The organism is Blastococcus sp. CCUG 61487 (genome assembly GCF_005222955.1).
GTDB lineage: Bacteria > Actinomycetota > Actinomycetes > Mycobacteriales > Geodermatophilaceae > Blastococcus.
Genome location: NZ_LWUA01000220.1, coordinates 1 through 20,244, shown reverse-complemented (window position 1 = coordinate 20,244; position 20,244 = coordinate 1). Strand labels below are relative to the sequence as shown.

Annotated in this window: 18 protein-coding genes; 10 read left to right on the top strand and 8 right to left on the bottom strand. The window is 71.0% G+C overall.

What is annotated here, in order from left to right:
• Window positions 1-193, top strand: a 193-nt coding sequence (locus A6V29_RS10830) for a transposase (protein WP_170977828.1), incomplete at its 5' end; no start/stop codon positions are given.
• 1,163 nt (window positions 194-1,356) lie between these two features.
• Here A6V29_RS10830 and A6V29_RS10825 read toward each other — a convergent pair.
• Genes A6V29_RS10825 through kdpF form a run of 5 tightly spaced genes read right to left on the bottom strand, consistent with a single transcriptional unit; the run spans window position 1,357 to window position 6,531 of the window.
• Complete coding sequence (locus tag A6V29_RS10825; RefSeq protein WP_137160287.1) at window positions 1,357-2,133, bottom strand: DUF4118 domain-containing protein; 777 nt, start codon at window positions 2,131-2,133, stop codon at window positions 1,357-1,359.
• Window positions 2,130-2,735, bottom strand: coding sequence for a potassium-transporting ATPase subunit KdpC (kdpC, locus tag A6V29_RS10820; RefSeq protein ID WP_137160286.1), 606 nt, complete (start codon window positions 2,733-2,735; stop codon window positions 2,130-2,132). Before kdpC ends, A6V29_RS10825 begins: the two co-directional genes overlap by 4 nt.
• Window positions 2,735-4,753, bottom strand: a complete 2,019-nt coding sequence (gene kdpB / locus A6V29_RS10815) for a potassium-transporting ATPase subunit KdpB (protein ID WP_249933162.1) — start codon at window positions 4,751-4,753, stop codon at window positions 2,735-2,737. Before kdpB ends, kdpC begins: the two co-directional genes overlap by 1 nt.
• 30 nt (window positions 4,754-4,783) lie before the next feature.
• The gene (gene kdpA / locus A6V29_RS10810; protein WP_137160284.1) at window positions 4,784-6,442 is read right to left on the bottom strand and encodes a potassium-transporting ATPase subunit KdpA; all 1,659 of its coding nucleotides are present in this window, start codon (window positions 6,440-6,442) and stop codon (window positions 4,784-4,786) included.
• Window positions 6,442-6,531 (bottom strand): K(+)-transporting ATPase subunit F, encoded by a 90-nt coding sequence (gene kdpF / locus A6V29_RS10805; protein ID WP_137160283.1) that lies wholly within the window; start codon window positions 6,529-6,531, stop codon window positions 6,442-6,444. Before kdpF ends, kdpA begins: the two co-directional genes overlap by 1 nt.
• Before the next feature lie 465 nt (window positions 6,532-6,996).
• On the opposite strand from kdpF, the gene A6V29_RS21925 reads away from it, so the two are divergent.
• The 4 genes from A6V29_RS21925 to A6V29_RS20925 are packed head-to-tail and all read left to right on the top strand — an operon-like array spanning window position 6,997 to window position 10,560.
• The gene (locus A6V29_RS21925) at window positions 6,997-7,131 is read left to right on the top strand and encodes a hypothetical protein (RefSeq protein ID WP_283956354.1); all 135 of its coding nucleotides are present in this window, start codon (window positions 6,997-6,999) and stop codon (window positions 7,129-7,131) included.
• Window positions 7,132-7,190: 59 nt separating this feature from the next.
• The gene (locus tag A6V29_RS10800) at window positions 7,191-9,719 is read left to right on the top strand and encodes a sensor histidine kinase (protein ID WP_137160282.1); all 2,529 of its coding nucleotides are present in this window, start codon (window positions 7,191-7,193) and stop codon (window positions 9,717-9,719) included.
• Complete coding sequence (locus tag A6V29_RS10795) at window positions 9,716-10,390, top strand: response regulator (protein ID WP_137160281.1); 675 nt, start codon at window positions 9,716-9,718, stop codon at window positions 10,388-10,390. The genes A6V29_RS10800 and A6V29_RS10795 overlap by 4 nt, the downstream gene beginning before the upstream one ends.
• Window positions 10,387-10,560, top strand: a complete 174-nt coding sequence (locus A6V29_RS20925; protein WP_170977827.1) for a hypothetical protein — start codon at window positions 10,387-10,389, stop codon at window positions 10,558-10,560. The genes A6V29_RS10795 and A6V29_RS20925 overlap by 4 nt, the downstream gene beginning before the upstream one ends.
• Before the next feature lie 38 nt (window positions 10,561-10,598).
• Here the strand turns inward: A6V29_RS20925 and A6V29_RS10790 are convergent, their stop codons facing one another.
• Window positions 10,599-11,261, bottom strand: coding sequence for a potassium channel family protein (locus A6V29_RS10790; RefSeq protein WP_137160280.1), 663 nt, complete (start codon window positions 11,259-11,261; stop codon window positions 10,599-10,601).
• Window positions 11,254-12,555, bottom strand: coding sequence for a TrkH family potassium uptake protein (locus tag A6V29_RS10785; RefSeq protein ID WP_212719247.1), 1,302 nt, complete (start codon window positions 12,553-12,555; stop codon window positions 11,254-11,256). Before A6V29_RS10785 ends, A6V29_RS10790 begins: the two co-directional genes overlap by 8 nt.
• A 213-nt stretch (window positions 12,556-12,768) precedes the next feature.
• On the opposite strand from A6V29_RS10785, the gene A6V29_RS10780 reads away from it, so the two are divergent.
• From A6V29_RS10780 to A6V29_RS10760, 5 genes are all read left to right on the top strand, one after another.
• Window positions 12,769-13,101 carry a hypothetical protein gene (locus tag A6V29_RS10780; RefSeq protein ID WP_249933161.1) on the top strand — a complete coding sequence of 111 codons (333 nt, stop codon included), beginning with the start codon at window positions 12,769-12,771 and terminating at the stop codon, window positions 13,099-13,101.
• A gap of 339 nt (window positions 13,102-13,440) precedes the next feature.
• Complete coding sequence (locus A6V29_RS10775) at window positions 13,441-14,139, top strand: TMEM165/GDT1 family protein (RefSeq protein WP_212719245.1); 699 nt, start codon at window positions 13,441-13,443, stop codon at window positions 14,137-14,139.
• 95 nt (window positions 14,140-14,234) lie between these two features.
• Window positions 14,235-14,501 carry a DUF3291 domain-containing protein gene (locus A6V29_RS22160; RefSeq protein WP_137160288.1) on the top strand — a complete coding sequence of 89 codons (267 nt, stop codon included), beginning with the start codon at window positions 14,235-14,237 and terminating at the stop codon, window positions 14,499-14,501.
• A gap of 445 nt (window positions 14,502-14,946) precedes the next feature.
• Window positions 14,947-18,579: a MobF family relaxase gene (gene mobF / locus A6V29_RS10765; protein WP_137160279.1), complete on the top strand. Its 3,633-nt coding sequence runs from the start codon at window positions 14,947-14,949 to the stop codon at window positions 18,577-18,579.
• 224 nt (window positions 18,580-18,803) lie between these two features.
• Window positions 18,804-20,093, top strand: a complete 1,290-nt coding sequence (locus A6V29_RS10760; RefSeq protein ID WP_249933160.1) for a tyrosine-type recombinase/integrase — start codon at window positions 18,804-18,806, stop codon at window positions 20,091-20,093.
• Here the strand turns inward: A6V29_RS10760 and A6V29_RS10755 are convergent.
• A partial coding sequence (locus tag A6V29_RS10755; RefSeq protein WP_170977722.1) for a transposase occupies window positions 20,009-20,244 on the bottom strand: 236 nt, incomplete at its 5' end. The genes A6V29_RS10760 and A6V29_RS10755 overlap by 85 nt on opposite strands.

The window sequence follows — 20,244 nt, the reverse complement described above, 5'->3', positions numbered from 1 at the left end:
GCGCCGCACCGACGTCGTCGGTGTCTTCCCCAACCCCGAGGCCCTACTGCGCCTCGCCGGCGCGGTTCTCGTGGAGGCCCACGACGAATGGCAGGTCTCCGACCGCCGCTACCTCTCCGAGGGCTCCATGGCCCTGCTCCACCGAACCACCCCGGCCAAGGAGGTGGCGCAGCCGGCCTCGATCGCGTCATAGTCACCACACCGCTGACCAACACGGTGAGGACTACATCCACCACTCAGCGGGACGTCACCACAGGCGGGGGACCCGTGTGCCACCGAGGCTGGAGAAGTACTGGAGCTTCGCTGCCGTCCTGGGGTTCCTCCTGTTGTCCTCCTGTTGTCCTCCTGTTGACCTCCAGTCAGCCGATGCGGGCCGCGAGCATCGGGGTGCTCCTGCGCAATTGGTGCCTGTGGACAACCGCTCCTGTCCACAACATCCGGGCGGACGCCCTCGGAGAGCGCCGACCTGGCCACGCTCGACTCATGGCGTTCGACACCGCACTCGGGGCACGGCGAGACCGCCGGGCCTGTGATCGGTCCGCCAGGGGCCCCCGCGACGTGTCCGGTAACTGGGGCGCCCTGACCGGTGGGTCCGCCATCGAGGTCGTCGCGCCGCGGTCGCTGGGGCGGGACAGGAGCACCCTTCGGGCCACGCTGCGCGTGGCGCCGGCTGCGCCGTCGCCAAGGTCCGCCTGCGGCGGGCTGTCCTTGCTGATCCCCCGACCCGTCCGGCAGCTCAGCGTAGGGGCCTCCCGCGCCGTCTCCTCCCGACCGGACCAAGATCCTTCCGCCCTTCGGGCGCTCCGCTGCGGAAGCAGTCTTGGTCCGGTCGTCCCCCGCCGTCGCTCCCGGCCCCTGAGCAGAGCTCTGTGTCGGACGGGCCGGGGGCATGGGTGGCAGGACACCCGCTCCGTCGTCCCTCCGGTACCGGTGTCGGCTCCAGATCCGGGAGGGTCCAGATGTAGCACGAGCAGCACAACGAGCAGTGTTGGACTTTGAACCGCCGACGAGTCCGGAGACTCATGGTGTTGAGACCTCGACCCGTTCCTGGGCCGGGTGGGAACCGTAGAACACCTGCTCGTACTCGACCGGGGTCGCTTGCGCATCTCAGAGCAACTTTGCGTTCCAGCGTCGCCAAAGGAATGCGTACATCACGAAGCAGCGGGACCAGGAGCGCCAACCTATCGAGTATCGGCTTGCGTCTACGCGTAGGCGGCCACGGACAGGGGTCCGGCAGGCGACTTCGACGCGCCCAGTGGCATGACAAGCGGACGGTCACCGGTCCGCGATCACCACGATCCTCTCGAACGGGACGATCACCCCGCTTCCCGGTCGTGCAGGGGGCGGGCGGCGTCGTCATGAACGTTCATGCGGCTCGTATCCGGCGAGCGCCGCACTGGCCTGGCCAGCGAGCGCGGCGGCGACGAGCCGCTCGGTCCGCCTCGGCCGGGACTGGGGACCGGGTGTGAGCAGGAAGCGGCCGTGGAACCGCCCACCGCTCTCCACCAGTAGCTCGGTGGGCCGCTCCGGCGGGAAGCCGTCAGCCTCGACGTTCAGCTTCCGGTGCCGCCACACGACCGTGCCGTCGTGCTCCAGCCGCGGGTGATCCAGGCCGGTGCTGTAGTCGAAGCGGCAGCGCTCGAGACCCAGGAGGGGCACCAGTTGTGCGGAGACGCGCTCGATGACCGCGCTGGGATTGTCCCCGGTCGCTGCCGCCTCCGCGGCTGCCAGGATGCTGTCGCGGAACCCGGCTTCGCGGCTGGCGGCGGCTCGCTGACGATGGCCCCAGACGGCGATCTCGGTGACCGCCATCCCCACGAGCAGGAGCAGGACGGCCGTCTCGACGTCGGCCCGGGACGAGATCACCAGGGTCTGGTAGGGCTCGGTCCAGAAGAGGTTGAACCCGACGGCAGCTGACACGGCCGCCAACAGTCCCGCGGCACGGTGCCCGGCGGCTGCGATGCAGACGATCACCAGGACCAGGAGCAACGCGATGCTGGTGTCGGACACGTCGTCCCGGAGCGGCAGCAGGACGGCCGCCACCGCCGGCGGACCGAGCAGACCGGCCGCGAGCGCCGCCCGGCCCCGCCGTCGCCGGTGGCCGGGGCGGGCCGCCGCCGGTGACGTCGTCACGGCAGCTCGCGGTCCAGGGCGAGGTTGAGCTCCAGCACGTTCACGTAGGGCGCCCCCACGAAGCCGAGATCGCGCCCCACCGTGGCCTCGTCCACCAGCGCGTCCACCTCCTCGGGAGAGGCCCGGCGTTCCTGGGCCACCCGCGCGATCTGGAGGGCGGCGTACTCCGGGGAGATGCCCATGTCGAGACCGGAAGCGGAGGCGGTGACGGCGTCGGCCGGGACGTCGGCGGGGTCCACGCCCTCCAGCTCGGCGGCAACCGCGCGCCGCTCCTCGATCAGCGCCGCCAGCTCCTCGCTGTTTGGGCCGAGGTTCGACCCGCCCGAGGCCGCGCCGTCGTAACCGCCGGCCGACGGCCGCGACTGGAAGTACTGCGGCAGCGGGTTCCCGTCGGCGTCGGTGAAGCCCTGCCCGATCAGAGACGAGCCCACCACCTCCCCGTCGACCTCGATCAGTGAACCCTCGGCCTTGGAGGGGGCGACGACCTGCGCGACCCCGGTGATCACCAAGGGGTAGCCGATGCCGAGCAGCACGGTGAAGACCAGCACGGCACGGACCGCTGCCTGCAGCTGGCGGCCGGAACGGAACAGAGGAGTGGACATCACGCGATCCCGGGGATGAGGCTGACGAGGAGGTCGATGAGCTTGATCCCGACGAACGGCAGCACCACGCCGCCGAGGCCGTAGATCAGCAGGTTGCGGCGCAGCATGGCCGAGGCCGACGCCGGCGTGTACCGGACGCCGCGGAGCGCCAGCGGCACCAGCGCCACGATGATGAGCGCGTTGAAGATGACCGCGGAGAGGATCGCCGACTCCGGCGAGGCGAGCCGCATCACGTTGAGCGTGTCGAGTGCCGGGATGGCCCCGGCGAACATCGCCGGGAGGATGGCGAAGTACTTCGCCATGTCGTTGGCGATGGAGAACGTGGTCAGCGACCCCCGGGTGATCAGCAGCTGCTTGCCGATGGCGACGATCTCGATGAGCTTCGTCGGGTTGGAATCGAGGTCGACCATGTTGCCGGCCTCCTTGGCCGCGGTCGTCCCCGTGTTCATGGCCACGCCGACGTCGGCCTGCGCCAGCGCCGGTGCGTCGTTGGTGCCGTCGCCGGCCATCGCGACCAGCCGGCCGCCCTCCTGCTCGCGCTTGATCAGCGCCATCTTCTCCTCGGGCGTGGCCTCGGCGAGCACGTCGTCGACGCCGGCCTCGTCGGCGATGGCCCGGGCGGTGCGCTCGTTGTCGCCGGTGATCATGATCGTCCGGATGCCCATGCGCCGGAGCTCGTCGAACCGCTCGCGCATGCCCTCCTTGACCACGTCCTTGAGGTGGATCACGCCGAGCACGCGGGCGCCGGTTCCGTCGTGCACTGCGAGCGCGAGCGGCGTCCCGCCGGAGCCTGCGATCGCGTCGACCGTCTGGCTCACCTCCGGCGGCACGACGCCACCCAGCTCGCGCACCCAGCCGGTGATCGCTCCGGCCGCCCCCTTGCGCAGCTGCGTGCCGCCGGGCAGGTCGACTCCGCTCATCCGGGTCTGCGCGGTGAACGGAACGAAGTGCGCCCCGGGGAGGTCGGACCGCTCGCGCAGCCCGTACCGCGTCTTCGCCAAGACGACGATGCTGCGCCCTTCGGGCGTCTCGTCGGCCAGCGAGGCCAGCTGGGCGGCGTCGGCCACGTCCTGGTCGCCGGCACCTCCGACCGGGAGGAACTCGACGGCCTGCCGGTTGCCGAGGGTGATGGTTCCGGTCTTGTCCAGCAGCAGCGTGTTGACGTCGCCTGCGGCCTCGACCGCCCGGCCGCTCATGGCCAGCACGTTGCGCTGCACCAGCCGGTCCATGCCGGCGATGCCGATCGCCGAGAGGAGGGCGCCGATCGTCGTGGGGATGAGGCAGACGACGAGCGCGATGAGCACCGCCATGTCCTGCTCGGCCCCCGAGTAGATGGCGAACGGCTGCAGGGTCACCACGGCGAGAAGGAAGACGATCGTCAGCGAGCTGAGGAGGATGTTCAGCGCGATCTCGTTGGGGGTCTTCTGCCGGGCGGCGCCCTCGACGAGGGCGATCATGCGGTCGACGAAGGTCTCACCGGGCCTGCTGGTGATCTGCACGACGATGCGGTCCGACAGCACCGTGGTGCCTCCGGTGACGGCGGAGCGGTCGCCGCCGGACTCGCGGATCACCGGGGCGGACTCTCCGGTGATGGCCGATTCGTCGACGCTGGCGATGCCCTCGATGACGTCGCCGTCACCGGGGACGACCTGGCCGGCGACGACGACCACCTGATCGCCCGGCTGGAGCGATGCGGCCGGCACCTCGGTGCCGTCGAGCAGGTGGGCGACCGTCGTCTGGCGTGCCTTGCGCAGCGTCGCCGCCTGCGCCTTGCCGCGCCCCTCGGCGACGGCCTCGGCGAGGTTGGCGAAAAGGACCGTCAGCCACAGCCAGCCGGCGATGAGCCAGCCGAACAGCGTGGGTTCGCCGATGGCCAGCACGGTGGAGAAGAGGGAGCCGACCCACACCACGAAGATGACCGGCGAACGCAGCAGTGTCCGCGGGTCCAGCTTCTTCAGGGCGCCGATGAGCGCCGGTCGGACCTGCTCGGGAGCGAGCAGGTTCCGCGCGGACGCCACAGGGGGTCCGGACAGGGTTGTCGTCACGTGTTACAGCCCTTCAGCGAGCGGTCCCAGCGAGAGCGCCGGGAAGTAGGTGAGGCCGACGACGACGAGCGTCACGGCAGTGAGCAAGCCCACGAACAGCGGGCGATGCGTCGGGAAGGTGCCGACGGTGGCCGGCGTCCTGCCCTGGGCGGCGAGCCGGCCGGCGAGCGCCAGGACGAGCACGATCGGCAGGAAGCGGCCGAAGACCATCGCGAGGCCGAGCGCCGTGTTGTAGAAGGGGGTGTTCGCCGAGAGGCCGGCGAAGGCCGAGCCGTTGTTGTTGGCTGCCGAGGTGAAGGCGTACAGCACCTCGGAGAAGCCGTGCGGTCCGGAGTTGAGCAGCGACTCCCGGCCGGTCGGCAGTGAGATCGCCACCGCTGTGCCGACGAGCACGATTGCGGGTACGGCGATGAGGTACAGCGAGGCGAGCGTCATCTCCTTGCCGCCGAGCCGCTTACCGAGGTACTCCGGGGTGCGCCCGACCATGAGGCCGGCGACGAAGACGGCGATGACGGCGAGCACGAGCATGCCGTAGAGGCCGGAACCGACGCCGCCGGGCGCGACCTCCCCGAGCATCATGTTGAGCAGCACGGTGCCCCCGCCGAGCGGCGTGTAGCTGTCGTGCATCGAGTTGACTGCCCCGGTGGAGGTCAGCGTCGTGGCGGCGCCGAACAGCGCCGACAACGGTTCGCCGAAGCGGGCCTCCTTGCCCTCCATCGCCGCGCCGGCCAGTGCGGTCGCGGTCCCGGAGGCCCGCGACTCGAACCAGGAGACGAGGGCGATGGAGGCGGCGGCGATGGTCGCCATCACCCCGAGAATCGCGTAGCCCTGCCGCTTGTCCCCCACCATCCGACCGAAGGTGCGCGGCAGCGCGAACGGGATGAGCAGGATCAGGAAGATCTGGAACAGCGACACCCACGCGGTCGGTCCCTCGAACGGGTGCGCGGAGTTGGCGTTGTAGAAGCCGCCGCCGTTGGTGCCGAGCTCCTTGATGACCTCCTGGGACGCCACCGGGCCGCCGGGCAGGAACTGCGTGGCGCCGGCCAGCGTCTGCGCGTCGGCGCCCGCGGACAGGTTCTGCACCACCCCGCCGAGCACGAGGACCAGCGCGCCGACGAACGCGATCGGCAGCAGGATCCGGATGACGGCGCGGGTCAGATCGACCCAGAAGTTCCCGAGGTGGTCGGTCTTCGTGCGGGCGAAGCCGCGCACGACGGCGATCGCGACCGCGATGCCGGTGGCCGCGGAGACGAAGTTCTGCACGCCGAGGCCGGCCATCTGCACGAGGTGGCCCATGGTCGACTCGCCGCTGTACCCCTGCCAGTTCGTGTTCGTCACGAAGCTGATCGCGGTGTTCCAGGCCGAGCTCTGCTCGACGCCGGTCATTCCGTTGTCGAGCGGCAACCAGGCCTGCACCCGCTGCAGGAGGTAGAGGACGAGCACGCCGACGAGCGAGAAGGCGAGCACGCTGCGCACGTAGGTCGGCCAGCGCTGCTCGCTGTGGGCGTCCACGCCCACGGCCCGGTAGAGGAGCTTCTCGACCCGCCAGTGCTTCTCGGTGGTGAACACCCGGGCCATGTGGTCGCCCAGCGGCTTGTGCACCGCCACCAGGGCGAGCACCAGCAGGGCGAACTGCAGCCAGCCGGCTGCCGCGGCGCTCATCAGAACCGCTCCGGAAAGAGCAACGCCCCGAGCAGGTAGACGACGAGGGCCAGCGCGACCACCAGTCCCGCCACGTCGATGAAGCTCACAGCTTCTCGACCCCTCGAACGGCCAGCGCCAGCAATCCGAAGACCACCAACGTCAGCACGACAAAGATCACGTCGGCCACGGCCGCACACCCTCGATCTGATCCGGCGGACGACCCGTCGTCGTCCACACCGAGCGGGAACGCTAGGCCGGGAACCGCAGCTCGGATGCCGTCTTGACGGTCTCCTGACGCCAGCGGCGAACTCCTTGACGCGCCCTTGACTTCTTCCGTGTCGACCCCCGAGGTCGCCCGGTCAAAGAAGCGTCAAGGAAGTAGTCGGCGACGTACAGACCGTGTCAAGACCCTCGATCGCACGGCGGCTCCGCACGTTCGATGCAGCAATGCCCGTTCCGCTGCTCGTCGTTCTCTGGGGTCTTCTGGCCATCGCTCTGATCACCGGCATCGGACGTTGGTGCCGTGCGCACCCCTCTCCGCCTGCCGAACACGGTGACGAGCACACGAGCCGATGACCGACCTCCTCCTCCAGTTCGGCGCGCTCGCCATCGCGTACTGGGTGGTGGTCCGCGGCGTCGAGTGGGTGTACTGGCGATCGCTGGGGCGCAGGCCACCAAGGCCGGGAGACGGCCTGGATCGATCTTGACGCGACCTTGACACGCGACAGCCCACCGGACCGGCCGCAGTCGGACGACCATGGGCGGCATGGCCCGTGGCACGCTTCGCATCTACCTCGGCGCCGCGCCCGGCGTCGGCAAGACGTTCGCCATGCTCGGTGAAGGGCACCGGCGGGCGGCCCGGGGTACCGACGTCGTCGTGGGCCTGGTCGAGACGCACGGTCGGCGGCGCACCGCCGAGCAACTCGAGGGACTCGAGGTGCTGCCGCGCCGGCAGATGACCCACCGCGGGGTGCTCCTGTCCGAACTCGACGTGCACGCGGTGCTCGCTCGACGGCCGGACGTCGTGCTCGTCGACGAGCTCGCACACACCAACGTGCCCGGGTCGGCGAACCCCAAGAGGTGGCAGGACGTCGAGACGATCCTCGACGCGGGCATCTCGGTGCTGACCACGGTCAACATCCAGCATCTCGAGAGCCTCAACGACGTCGTCGAACAGATCACCGGGATCGCGCAGCAAGAAACCGTGCCCGATGCCGTGGTCCGGCGGGCCGACCAGATCGAGCTGGTCGACATGTCGCCCGAGGCGCTGCGGCGGCGGTTGGCCCACGGGAACGTCTACCCCGGGGAGCGGGCCGACGCGGCGCTGAGCAATTACTTCAGGGTCGGCAACCTGACCGCCCTGCGCGAGCTGGCGCTGCTGTGGCTGGCCGACCGCGTGGACGAGGGGTTGCGGCGGTACAAGGCCGAGCACCACATCGATCACGTCTGGGAAGCCCGCGAGCGGGTCGTCGTCGCTCTCACCGGAGGCCCGGAGGGAGAGACGCTGATCCGCCGGGCGTCGCGGGTCGCCCAGCGGTCGGGCAACGGAGTGCTGATGGCCGTCCACGTACTCAGTTCGGACGGCCTCACCGGCGCGTCGCCGGTCGCGCTACGCACGCAGCGGGCGCTGGCGGAGAGCCTCGGGGGCACCTACCACGAGGTCGTCGGTGACGACGTGCCCCGCGCGCTGCTCGAGTTCGCCCGCAGCGTCGACGCGACTCAGCTGGTGATCGGCACCAGCCGCCGATCCGGCTGGGCGCGGGCCGTGCGCGGAGGCATTGGCAGCCAGGTCGTCGCCGACTCCGGCGAGATCGACGTGCACATCGTCACCCACGCCGCCGCCGGCTCGCGAGGCTGGCGGCTGCCTCCGCTGACCGGCGCGCTGACCGCCCGCCGCCGATGGGCGGGCCTGCTGCTCGCCCTGACCGCAGTGCCGGTAGTGACCGCACTCTGCCTGGCAGCGGACGGCTCCTTGCCGGTCGTGCTCCTGACCTTCCTGCTGCTGGTCATCGCCGTCGCCCTGCTCGGCGGCCTGTGGCCCGCCCTGGCGGCGGCGGTGCTCGGCGGGCTGGCGGAGAACTGGTTCTTCGTCGAGCCCACCGGACGACTGACCGTGCTCCGGCCCGACGACGTCGTGTCGCTGTTCGGTGGCCTGGTCGTGGCTGTCGCAGTCGCCACCGTCGTGGACCGCTCCGCCCGGCGGGCGACCGCGGCCGCCCGTTCCCAGGCGGAGACGGCAATGCTGGCGTCGCTCACTCGATCCGTGTTGGCCGGGGACCGGGGCATGCCCAGCCTGCTGGAGCAGATTCGCGAGGCGTTCGGCCTGCGGGCGGTGACGATGGTGGAGCGCACTGGCGACATCGAGACGGAGGTCGGTACATGCGGTCGACGTGCATCCGACACCGAGGACGTCGAGACCGTGGCGATTACCGACACCCTCGCGCTTCGGCTGGTCGGTCGCGCACTGCCCGCGAGCGAGCGGCGCGTCCTGGTGGCGTTCGCCGAGCAGGCCGCCGTCGCTCTGAAGCAGGGGCGCCTGGCCGCGCAGGCCGCGGAGGCCGAGCGGCTGGCAGCCGGCAACAGCATGCGCACCGCCCTGCTCGCCGCGGTCAGCCACGACCTCCGCACACCGCTGGCCGGGATCAAGGCGGCGTCGTCGGCGCTGCGGTCGGGCGACCTGGACCTCACCGAGGCCGACAAGGCGGAACTGGTCACGACGATCGACGAGTCGGCCGACCGGCTGGCCGGCCTCGTGGACAACCTGCTCGACATGAGCCGACTGCAGGCCGGCGCGGTCAGTCCCGCCCTGGCTCCGACCGACCTGTCCACCGCGGTTCACCGGGCGCTGGCCTGGCTGGAGGACCCCGACCGGAACAGGGTCGAGCTGGACTGGCCCGTCGACCCCCCGGCCGCCGTGGCTGACCCAGGCCTGCTCGAACGCGTGCTCGCCAACCTGGCGGACAACGCCGTCCGTCACTCGACCTCCGGACCGGTGGTGGTGTCCGCGGGGCTGCATCACGGGCAGGTCGAACTGCGAATCGTCGACCACGGCCTCGGGGTGCCGCAGGCCGACCGGGAGCGCCTCTTCGCCCCCTTCCAGCGGCTCGGCGACGCGCCGCGAGGGCAGGGGGTGGGTCTTGGACTTGCGGTAGCCCGCGGACTGACTGAGGCGATGGGTGGCACCGTGACCGCGGAGGACACTCCCGGCGGCGGGCTGACCATGATCGTGACCCTCCCGGCGGCCCCGGTCCCGGCCACGCCGCCGCCGGCCCCCGCCGCCGCGGACGCCCGGTGAGCCGAGTACTCGCGGTCGATGACGACCGCCAGCTGCTCCGCGCACTGCGGATCACGCTGCGGGCGGCCGGGCACGAGGTGGTCACCGCCGCCGACGGCTGCACCGCGCTGCGTGAGGCTGCCGCCGAGCACCCGGACGTCGTCGTCCTCGACCTGGGGCTGCCCGACCTCGACGGCACCGAAGTACTTGCCGGACTGCGCCCCTGGTTCACCGGCCCGGTCCTGGTGCTCTCCGCCCGAGCCGACAGCCGGGACAAGGTCGATGCGCTGGACGCCGGGGCCGACGACTACGTGACCAAGCCGTTCGACATGGGAGAGCTGTTGGCCCGGTTGCGCGCGCTGTTGCGCCGGGGTCCGGCGGCCGCAGACGACCCGGTCGTCTCTACCGGTCACTTCACGATCGATCTCGCCGCTCGACGGGTGACGGTCGACGGGGCAGTCGCCCGGCTGACACCGACCGAATGGGGTCTGCTCTCGGAGCTGGTGCGCGCACCAGGCCGGTTGGTCAGCCAACGGCAGCTACTGCAGGCGGTGTGGGGGCCGGCGTATGAGAAAGAGACCAACTACCTGCGCGTCTACATGGCGCAGCTGCGCCGCAAGCTTGAGCCCGACCCGGCGCACCCCAGGTACCTGCAGACCGAGCCGGGCATGGGCTATCGGTTCACGCCATGAACGACACGATCTCGATCGCCTTGATCGTCGTCGGCGCGGTCGCGATGTACGGAGGCGCGCTCCTGTTGTGGTTGCGCCCCGGGCCGGCCCGGGCCTGGGTGTGGGGACCCCTGCTGCTCGCGACCGTGGGGCTCGCTGCTGTGTTCATGGGCGCGGCCGGCGTCCCGTGACGCTGAGCGGAGCAGTACGGAGTCGGGCGCCACGCCGGTCACTGGAGCTCCACGAAACGCTCGACATCGGCCGGCCGGCCGGCGATGACGATCTCGGCCCCGTACGTGAGGGTGGTGTCGGTCCCGGCATGGGTGAACGACGCCTGGTTCTCCGGCTTGACCGACACAACGGTCACGCGGTGCCTCTTGCGCAGCCCGGACTCGCCCAGCGGGACGCCGACGAGCTCCTTCGGCGGCTTGGTCTTGGCGAACACCCACTGCGGGTCCAGCTCGACCCAGTCCAGGATCCGGCCGGCCACCAGGTGGGCGATCCGGTGACCCATGTCCTGCTCGGGGAAGACGACGTGGTGGGCGCCGATGCGTTTAAGGATGGTGGCCTGCTGGCGGCTGATCGCCTTGGCCCAGATGTCTCGGATCTCCATTTCGGCCAGCAGCGCGGTGGTGAGGATGCTGGCCTCCAGGTCGTTGCCGATGGCGACGACGACCCGGTTGAAATCGGCGATGCCGATCTCGGCGAGGGCGTCGGGGTCGGTGGAGTCGGCGGTGACGATGTGGCCGAGTTGTCCGGACAGCCGCTGCACGATGTCGGGACGGCTGTCGACGGCGAGCACCTCCGTGCCGCCGCGAGCCAGTTCCAGGGCGAGCGCGGTGCCGAACCGGCCCAGGCCGATGACGGCGACGGGATCTTTGTGACTAGCCAACGATGGTCCTCTCCTCGGGGAGATGGTGGCGGCGGGCGCGCTCGCGAAGTGCCAGCCCGGACGCCAGGGTGAGCGGCCCGATCCGGCCGATGTACATGAGCAGCACGAGCAGCACCTGCCCTGCCGCGGGCAGGTCGGCGGTGATACCGGTGGACAGCCCGACGGTGGCAAACGCGGAGATGACCTCGAACAGCACCTGGTCGAAGCTGAACTCGGTCAGCGCCTCCATCAGGAAGGTCGCGACCGCGATCACGCCGATGGCGAGCAGCGCGACGGCCAGCGCCTGCCGCTGGTTGGTGCCCGGCACCCGGCGGCGACCGACCTCGACGTCGGGGTCGCCGCGCATCTCGGCCCACAGAACGTAGGCCAGCAGGCCGAACGTGGTGACCTTGATGCCACCGGCGGTGCCGGCGGACCCGCCGCCGATGAACATGAGCGCGTCGGTGAACAGCAGCGTCTCGGGCGCGTAGGCGGCGATGTCGAGGTTGTTGAACCCGGCGGTCCGCGGCATCACCGCAGCGGTGAACGCGGCCAAGAATCGCGTGCCCATACCGAGCGGGCCGAGAGTGCCTGGGTTGGACCACTCGGCGACGAGCATCCCGGCCGTGCCCAGGACGAGCAGGGCGGCCGTCACGATGACGGTGATCCGCGTCAGCACCGACCACGACCGTGGCCGCCGCCAGGACCGGGCCAGCTCGAAGACCACCGGGAAACCCAGGCCGCCGACGATGATGGCGGCGCAGATGGTCAGGCTGATCCACGGATCGGCCACGTACTGCATGAGGCTGTCGGCGTTCAGCCCGAACCCGGCGTTGTTGAACGCCGAGATCGCGTGGAACACCCCGAAGTAGGCCGCCGACGACAACGACTGGTCATAGCCGATGGCGAACCGCACCCCAAGGACGACGGCCACCACGGCCTCGGTCGCCAGGCTGAAGATCACGACCCGGCCGATGACCCGCCGCACGTCGGCGGCCGACAGCGACTTCGTCTCCGTCTGCACGATCAACCGGGCCCGCAGCCCCAGGCGGCGGGACAGCAGCAGCGCGAGCAGCGTGGCCAAGGTCATGATGCCCAAGCCGCCGGCCTGGATGCACAGCAAGATCACGGCCTGCCCGAACCCACTCCAGTAGGTGCCGGTGTCCACGGTGACCAGGCCGGTGACACAGACCGCGGACGTGGCGTGGAAGAGTGCCGTGAGGAAGTCGGCGCGCCCCGGTCCTGCGGTGGCGAGCGGCAGTGAGAGCAGCGCGGTGCCGATCGCAATCGCCGCAGCGAATGCGCCGGCGATCACCCGCCCCGGGTGGTGGAACCCACCGGCCGAGGTCGAGCGGTTGGCCCGACTGCGGGTCGCCTGAGTCACCGCGAGCCCGCCGGGCTCACGCTTGGGCAGATCAACACCGCGACACCGTGCCACATCAGCCGCGGCCCGCATGGGCGGCGACGGGGCACGTCGCAACAACACCACCGCCTCAACGGCGGCGGGAAGATCGCGCTGCTAGTCAAGATGACCTTCGGCCGGCTGGGTCCCGGACACGGCAACCGCTACCTGGCCCGGGTCCTGGGCGAGGCCGCCGTCGGCGCCAGCCGCACCGACACGTTCCTCGGCGAGCGGTACCGGCGGATCGCCCGACGCCGCGGCAAGAAGCGAGCCATCGTTGCGGTCGGCAGGTCCATCCTGATGATCGTCTGGGCCCTGCTGTCTGACGAGGACGCACACTTTGTCGACCTCGGCTCGGGCTACTACGACTCCCGCACCAACCCCCAGCGCAGGGTTCGCAACCACGTCCGCGAACTGCAGGCTCTGGGCTACACAGTGACCCTCAACCCGGCAGCCTGACCGCTCCCGACCCAGCTCGCACGAACGTCCCGGCTTCGCCGGGAGCTGTCGCCTGCCCGCTCACCTTGGATTTTCGGATTAGCGACCAAAGCGCAAGGCGACCTCAGCCACACCCGGCCCTCCTGGGCCATCGACAGTCTTACGGAGGGAGACCTGATCATCGGCAAGCAGAACCAGACCGCGATCGGCACCCTCGTCGAACGCCAAACGGGCTACGTGATGCTGCTGCACCTGCCCCCCAGCCATCCGGGTGCCGGTAGACTGCGGCGCGAAAGGGAGTAGTCCCCAACAGCCGCGTCGACATGCTGGCCCTCGGGCCCGGCGCGGCAGGCCACCTCGGTGGCGGACGAGACTTTCGACCAGTTGCCGACCCAATCATCGGACGCGCCTGGTCGAAGGGTCGTCCAGGATCTGGTGACACACCCTCCGGCCAAGCCCGGAGAGGACCCGATCCCTGTGTATGCCTTCCTGCTGAGTACCGCCGTGATCTTCGTGGCCGAGCTCGGCGACAAGTCCCAGCTGATGGCGATGACGTTCGCCGCCCGGTACCGGGTGCGTGACGTCCTGATCGGCATCACGGTTGCGACGGCCATCGTGCACCTCGCCTCGGTCGGCATCGGCTTCTGGGTGGGCGACGCCTTCGCCGCCCAACAGCACTGGATCTCGATCGTCGCTGGCGTCGCGTTCCTCGGCTTCGCCGCCTGGACCCTCCGCGGCGACGAGCTCACCGACGAGGAGGCAGCCAAGGCCCGCTCCAGTCAGGGAGCCGCGATCCTTGCGGTCGGTGTGGCGTTCTTCCTCGCCGAGCTCGGCGACAAGACGATGCTGGCGACCATCACCTTGGCCACCCAAGAGGGATGGCTGGGGACCTGGATCGGCAGCACCGTGGGCATGGTCGCCGCCGATGCCCTCGCCATCGTGATCGGGGCCGTGCTCGGTAAGAAGCTGCCCGAGCACGTCATCAAATGGGGCGCTGCTGGCCTGTTCGCGCTGTTCGGCCTGCTGCTCATCGCGGACGGTGTCCGAATCCTGCTCTAGATGTCGCCGTGGCGCGGTCGATGAGCTGCTGTCAACCTTCAGGCTGCGCGTATCCGTGCGTAGTCCGCTGGTGGTGGGGAACTTGAGGCAGGTCAATAAACCGTCACCCCGCGTTCTCCAGACGTCACCTGCAGGTGACGCGCCGACGGCGACAGTGGTCCCGGCGGGCCGTCGAGCCGGTGACGGCGTTGTGGTCGCTGCCGTCGGGCGGCCGGCCCTTCGCCGACGACCCCGAGGCCGGTGTACGGCACCTGCGCCAGCACGGATCGACACCGGAGGCCTTCGCCTTCCGCATCCGCTTCCCAGCCCGCCGAGCCTACGGATGCGATGCACTCGAAAGACGACTGTTCTGCTCGGCCTGACGCAGCCAGCGCCACGAAAGGCAAACCCCAACCGGGAACACCGCAGAACAGAGCACGTGCCCCTCGACTGCCGTCCCCTAGGACCCGCCCGATGAACCTTCCCGCAAGGGTGGCGGAACCGGGACACCTCTACGGCAAGACTGCGTTGTCCGGCCGCCCGCTCGGAAGCGGTGCATCACGGAGCTGGCCCTCAGCAGCACGAGCACCGGCCAGAGCCACTCTGCATTGCACTCGATAATTGCCATAAACGATCAACGGCATGACAGCTGCGACGACTCCGCGACCGCAACTTACACATCTTCCGCACCGTTCTCTTGCCTTCACGAAGAAACGGCACGAATGCTACCTTCGGTAGGTAGCTCGGGCCCCGCTTCGCGGGGCCCGTCGGCGTTTCTAGGGGTGACTTGTTGGTCATTGTCGGGTGGCGTTGAGAATGCACGGCGGAATGAAGATCTACGCCGGCGCGCCGGCGGCTGCCCGGCACTACGTGGAGGCCGACCGCGGCCGGACGGATGACTACTACCTCACCGAAGGGGCTGGCCTCGCCCGCCGCTTCACCGCTACCGAGGGCCGAGTGGCAGAGGTGGCGCCGCTGACCGGCGACACCTACGAGACCTGGGTGGCCGGCCGCGACCCGGAGACGGGTGAGCCGCGGGGGCAGCTGCGCTGCGACGAGCACGCCGTTCGGTTCGCCGAGGTGATCGTGAACGGCCCGAAGACCTGGTCGCTGGCCGCCGCGCTGCACCCGGACATCAGGACGGCGTACGAGGCGGCCCAGGACCGCGCCGCCGGGCAGATCATCGCCTGGCTCTCCCAGCACGCCACCACCCGGGTCGGGCCGCGGGGCGGGCAGGTGCAGGTCCCGGTGGAGGTGCTGGAGGCGGCGACGGTGCGGCACTACACCTCCCGGGCGAACGATCCGCACTGGCATCTGCACCTGCAGTTGCTGTCCCGGGTGTTCGCCGCCGGGAAATGGCGCGGGCTGCACACCGTCGGGATTCGGGACTTCCTGGGCGCGATCAACGGGATCGGGCACGCCGCGATGGCGTGTGATCCGGAATTGAACGCCGCCTTCGCCGCGAAGGGCTACACCAAGGACGCTACTGGAGAAATACTGGAGCTCGTCGACTACGTAGGTCCGTTCAGTGCGCGGCACGCGCAGATCGCCCGGAATGTGGACCGCTACGAACGTGTTTGGACCGCCGCGCACCCCGGCGAATCCCCCGGGCCGGTGCTGCGCCGAGCGTGGGACGCCCGGGCGTGGGCCGATGGGCGCCCGGACAAGGTCACTCTCCAGCCTGGGGTCAGGCTGGAGGAGCGCTGGCGGGCCGACCTGTCCGCCCTCGGCTACCGCGACCCGGGTAAGCCGGTCGCCCTGGCCCCCACCCCGGTCGGGGCCCTCGATCGAGACGAGCTGGTGCAGCGCGCACTGGCCCGGCTCGCGTCGGCACGGTCGGCGTGGAACGCCGCCGACATCCGAGGCGAGGCCGAGCGGCTGATCGCCGCCGAAGGCGTCGTGGCCGAGGCAGCGGTGCGCATCGAGCTGGCCGAAGACCTCACCGCCCGCGCCCTGCAGCGCTGCGTGCCGTTGCTGGACCGCGACGGGGTGCCCGAGCACATCCGGGCCTGGACGTCGGGGCCGGTGCTCGACGTCGAGGCCGACCTGACCGCCCGCCTCGCCGCCCGCGCCACGACCGGCAGACCGGACCCGGACCTGACACTCCTGGTCGACCTTGCGGCCGGCGGCGCGAGGTTGGATGCCGGCCAGTCAGCGGCGATCGCCGCGCTGGCCGGCGACCGCCCGCTGGCCGTGGTGGAGGGTGCGGCCGGCGCCGGCAAGACGACCACCCTGGCCGCCACCCGGAATCTGCTCCACGACCAGGGGTGCGGGCTGATAGTGGTCACCCCGACGCTGAAGGCCGCCAAGGTCGCCGCCGCGGAGGTCGGCGCGGCGGCTGGGTCGGCGGCGTGGCTGGCCTACCAGCACGGCTGGCGCTGGAACGACGACGGCGCCTGGACCCGGCTCGAGCCCGGGCAGGCCGATCCGGTCACCGGCCGGGTCTACGGCGGGCCGAGCGAGGCCGCGCGGCTGCGGCCGGGAGATCTGCTGGTCGTCGACGAGGCCGGCATGCTCGATCAGGACACCGCCCGCGCCCTGCTCACCGTCGCCGACGAGTGCGGAGTGCGGGTGGCGCTGCTCGGCGACCGCCACCAATTGGCCGCGGTCGGCCGCGGCGGGGTCCTCGACCTCGCCGCCGACCGGGTCGACCCGGCGGCACATCTGACCCTGGACTCGGTGCACCGCTTCACCCGCAGCGACGCCGGGCTGGTGCTGCCCGATACCGAGTACGCGGACCTGACCCTGGCCATGCGTACCGGCGCCGACCCTGCCGTGGTCTTCGACGCGCTGCTGGCGCGCGGGCAGATCCGGCTACACCCGGATGCGGCCGCGCTGCAGGAGGCGATCGCGGCGGCCGCCGCCGAGCACCACCGCCGCGGCGGGCACGTGGCGGTGGTGGTGAACACCCGCGAGCAGGCCGCCGAGCTCAACGCCGCGATCCGCGGCGCGCTGGCCGCCGCCGGCCGGATCGACGACCAGCGCGTCGCCATCACCGGGGCGGGGCAGCGGATCGGTGCCGGGGACCGGATCGCCACCCGCCGCAACGACCGCGACCTGGGCGTGGCCAACCGGGACACCTGGACCGTCACCGCCGTCGGCCGCCGCGGCGCGCTGCTCGTCGCCCCCGCTGTCACCCCCACCGGCACCACCCCCGGGAACGGGTCCGGCGATGTCACCCCTGCCGGCCCAGGAACCCGGGTACTGCCCGCGGACTACGTCACCGAGCACGTCGAACTCGCCTACGCCGCCACCGCGCACGGCGTCCAGGGGGAGACCGTCACCGCCGCACACGTGGTGATCGGCGAGCACACCGGCGCCTCCTCCGCCTACGTCGGCATGACCCGCGGCCGGGAAACCAACACCGCCCACCTCGTCGCCGCCGACACCGACGAGGCCCGGGAGCAGTGGATCGCTGTGTTCGCCCGCGACCGGGCCGACCTCGGCCCCGCGCACGCCGCCCAGCTCGCCGCCCGGGAGACCGCCCGCTACGCGTCATCCCGACCGCTGGATCAAGCGGTCGCCGACCTGCACGTGGCATGGACGGCAGAGCAGCGCTGCCTCGACCGGCTCGCCCTCGCCACGTCACGCCGCGACCTCCTCCGCTCGATCGCCGCGCTCGAAGCCGGCCGCGCTGACCGGCTCACCGCCCTGGAGGTCACCTCGGAGCAGACGGCCACCGCGGTGGCCCGTGCCCAACAGCGGGCCGACGCCAGCGCCGCCGCCATCGCGGCCCAGGCTGCCCGCCTCCGAGACAGGCTGCTCACCGCCTGGGACGCCCAGCGCGACAAGGCTCGGGAAGCCGCGCAGGTCGTGCTCGACGGCCCGGGCCGCCTCGGGTTCCGGCGGGCGGCCGTCGCCCGCGCCACCGCGCAGCTCACCGACTGGGCCGACACCTGGCAGCCCTCCCTGCCTGCCATGCCCACCGAACCGCGCGGGATCGCTATCCTCGCCGGCTCGGCCGACGACCGCGCGCGCTTGCGGGCCGCATTCGACGACCACGCCCGGCGCTCCGCCGAGTCGGCCCACCCCGAGCACAGCCGGCTGACCGCCGAAGCCGACTCCGCCCAGACGGCGCACGGCCGCGCCCGGAGGGAGCTGGCGCAGGCCCGCCGAGAGCGCGAGGGCCGGTGTGCCCGCCTCGACGCGACCGGCCATCCCTTCGACCCGGACGCGCACGTGGCCGACGCCGAGCGGGACGTCGCCGCAACCGAGCAACAGCTCGCCGTCGCCCGGACACGCGTCGCGCAGCTGCGGGCAGAGCCGGCCCTGCTCAGCCAGCCGGCGGACCTCCTCACCCGGGAGCGCGAACGCTGGCGCGCCCGGCACGACGCCGAAGACAACCCGGCCCGGACGGACAATCCACATATCCGATCTGGACTTGGCACCCCACCACCGGATCTCAGGCCGATCTCACTCTCCGCGCCGCATCCCGACACCGGCCCGGGTGTCGGGCGGTGAACCTCCGCCACTCCTGCGAATTGACCTCGCTGCCAGGCCAGCGCGCGGATGTGGTGGGGCCCCGCCGGGCAAGCGCGAGGCGGCGGCCGGACTCGTGTGGAAGATCGGGCCGCGAGGAAGCTCGCCTCCGCCGATGTGGGAGGCCATCCCGGTTGCAAGCCCTCCTGTAGTCGATACCCGCAGTCACCATTGACGCAGGGACATTTCGTGGGCATCGTCCTTGCATGGCGGGATCCATTTCGACGATCGTGGTCAGCGACGGTACGAAGCGCTACCGCGCGCGGTACCGCGACGCCGGCGGGCGGCAGCACGAGAAGCGCTGCAAGCGCAAGGTCGACGCCCAGCACTGGCTCGACGAGCAGACCGCGGCGCTGGTCACGCAGACGTGGACGGCGCCAGAGCGCGGCCGCATCACGATCGAGGCGTGGGCGGAGCAGTGGCTGGCCGCCCAGACCGGGCTGAAGCCGAGCACTCTCTACCGCTATCGCTCCCTCCTGCGCTCGCAGATCCTGCCGCGCTGGAGTCAGCACCGGCTGGCCGACGTCACCCACGGCGACATCGCCGCGTGGGTGGCCGAGATGGCCGAGAAGCTTGCGCCGGCCAGTGTGCGCCAGGCACACCGGGTGCTCGCGCTCATCCTGACCCTGGCGGTGCGCGACGGGCGCATCCCGCGCAACCCGGCCACCGGCGTCCCGTTGCCGCGGGCGCGGCGTTCCGAGCCCAGGTTCCTCACCCGTGAGCAGGTGGAGCGGCTTGCAGAGGCAGCGGGGGAGTACGGCGACGTCATCCGTCTGTTGGCCTACACCGGGCTACGCTTCGGTGAGATGGCCGCCCTCAGGGTCCGCCGCGTCGACTTCCTCCGCAAGCGGCTCGTCGTCGCGGAAAGCGCCACCGAGGTCGGTGGCACCGTCCAGTACGGCAGCCCGAAGACCCATCAGCAGCGAACTGTGCCGATCCCAGGAACTCTCGTCGACCCGCTGGCGATGCGGTGCGAGAGCAAGGGGCCCGATGACCTCGTCCTCACCTCGCCCGAGGGCGCGGTACTGCGCTCCGGCAACTTCCGACGGCGGATCTTCGACCCCGCGGCCGAGATCGCGGGTCTTCCGGATCTCAGCCCGCACGACCTCCGGCACACCGCCGCCAGTCTCCTCGTCGCGAGCGGCGCCAACGTCAAAGCGGTCCAGCGCATGCTTGGTCATGCCTCGGCGGCGATGACCCTCGACGTCTATTCCGGACTCTTCGACGACGACCTCGGCGCCCTCGCCGAACGCATGGATGCCGCCCACGACGCCCACATCACGACACGAAGTGTGGGCGTGATGTGGGCGCGAGACAAGATCATTGATCTTGGCGCCGAGCCCACAACGCGCGGTGACGTCCCGCTGAGTGGTGGATGTAGTCCTCACCGTGTTGGTCAGCGGTGTGGTGACTATGACGCGATCAGGGCCGGTTGCGCCACCTCCTCGACTGGCTGGGGCCGGTTGAGCTGGGCCATGGAGCCTTCGGAGAGGTAGCGGCGGTCGGAGACCTGCCATTCGTCGTGGGCTTCGACCAGTACCGCGCCGGCGAGGCGGAGCAGCGCTTCGGGGTTGGGGAAGACGCCGACGACGTCGGTGCGGCGCTTGATCTCCTTGTTCAGCCGTTCCAGCGGGTTGGTCGACCAGA

Coding starts and splice junctions, on each gene's coding strand:
- kdpC (WP_137160286.1), bottom strand. CDS start 2,735: ATGTCCACTCCTCTGTTCCGTTCCGGCCGCCAGCTGCAGGCAGCGGTC.
- kdpA (WP_137160284.1), bottom strand. CDS start 6,442: ATGAGCGCCGCGGCAGCCGGCTGGCTGCAGTTCGCCCTGCTGGTGCTC.
- A6V29_RS21925 (WP_283956354.1), top strand. CDS start 6,997: ATGACCGACCTCCTCCTCCAGTTCGGCGCGCTCGCCATCGCGTACTGG.
- A6V29_RS10800 (WP_137160282.1), top strand. CDS start 7,191: ATGGCCCGTGGCACGCTTCGCATCTACCTCGGCGCCGCGCCCGGCGTC.
- A6V29_RS20925 (WP_170977827.1), top strand. CDS start 10,387: ATGAACGACACGATCTCGATCGCCTTGATCGTCGTCGGCGCGGTCGCG.
- A6V29_RS10780 (WP_249933161.1), top strand. CDS start 12,769: ATGACCTTCGGCCGGCTGGGTCCCGGACACGGCAACCGCTACCTGGCC.
- mobF (WP_137160279.1), top strand. CDS start 14,947: ATGAAGATCTACGCCGGCGCGCCGGCGGCTGCCCGGCACTACGTGGAG.
- A6V29_RS10760 (WP_249933160.1), top strand. CDS start 18,804: ATGGCGGGATCCATTTCGACGATCGTGGTCAGCGACGGTACGAAGCGC.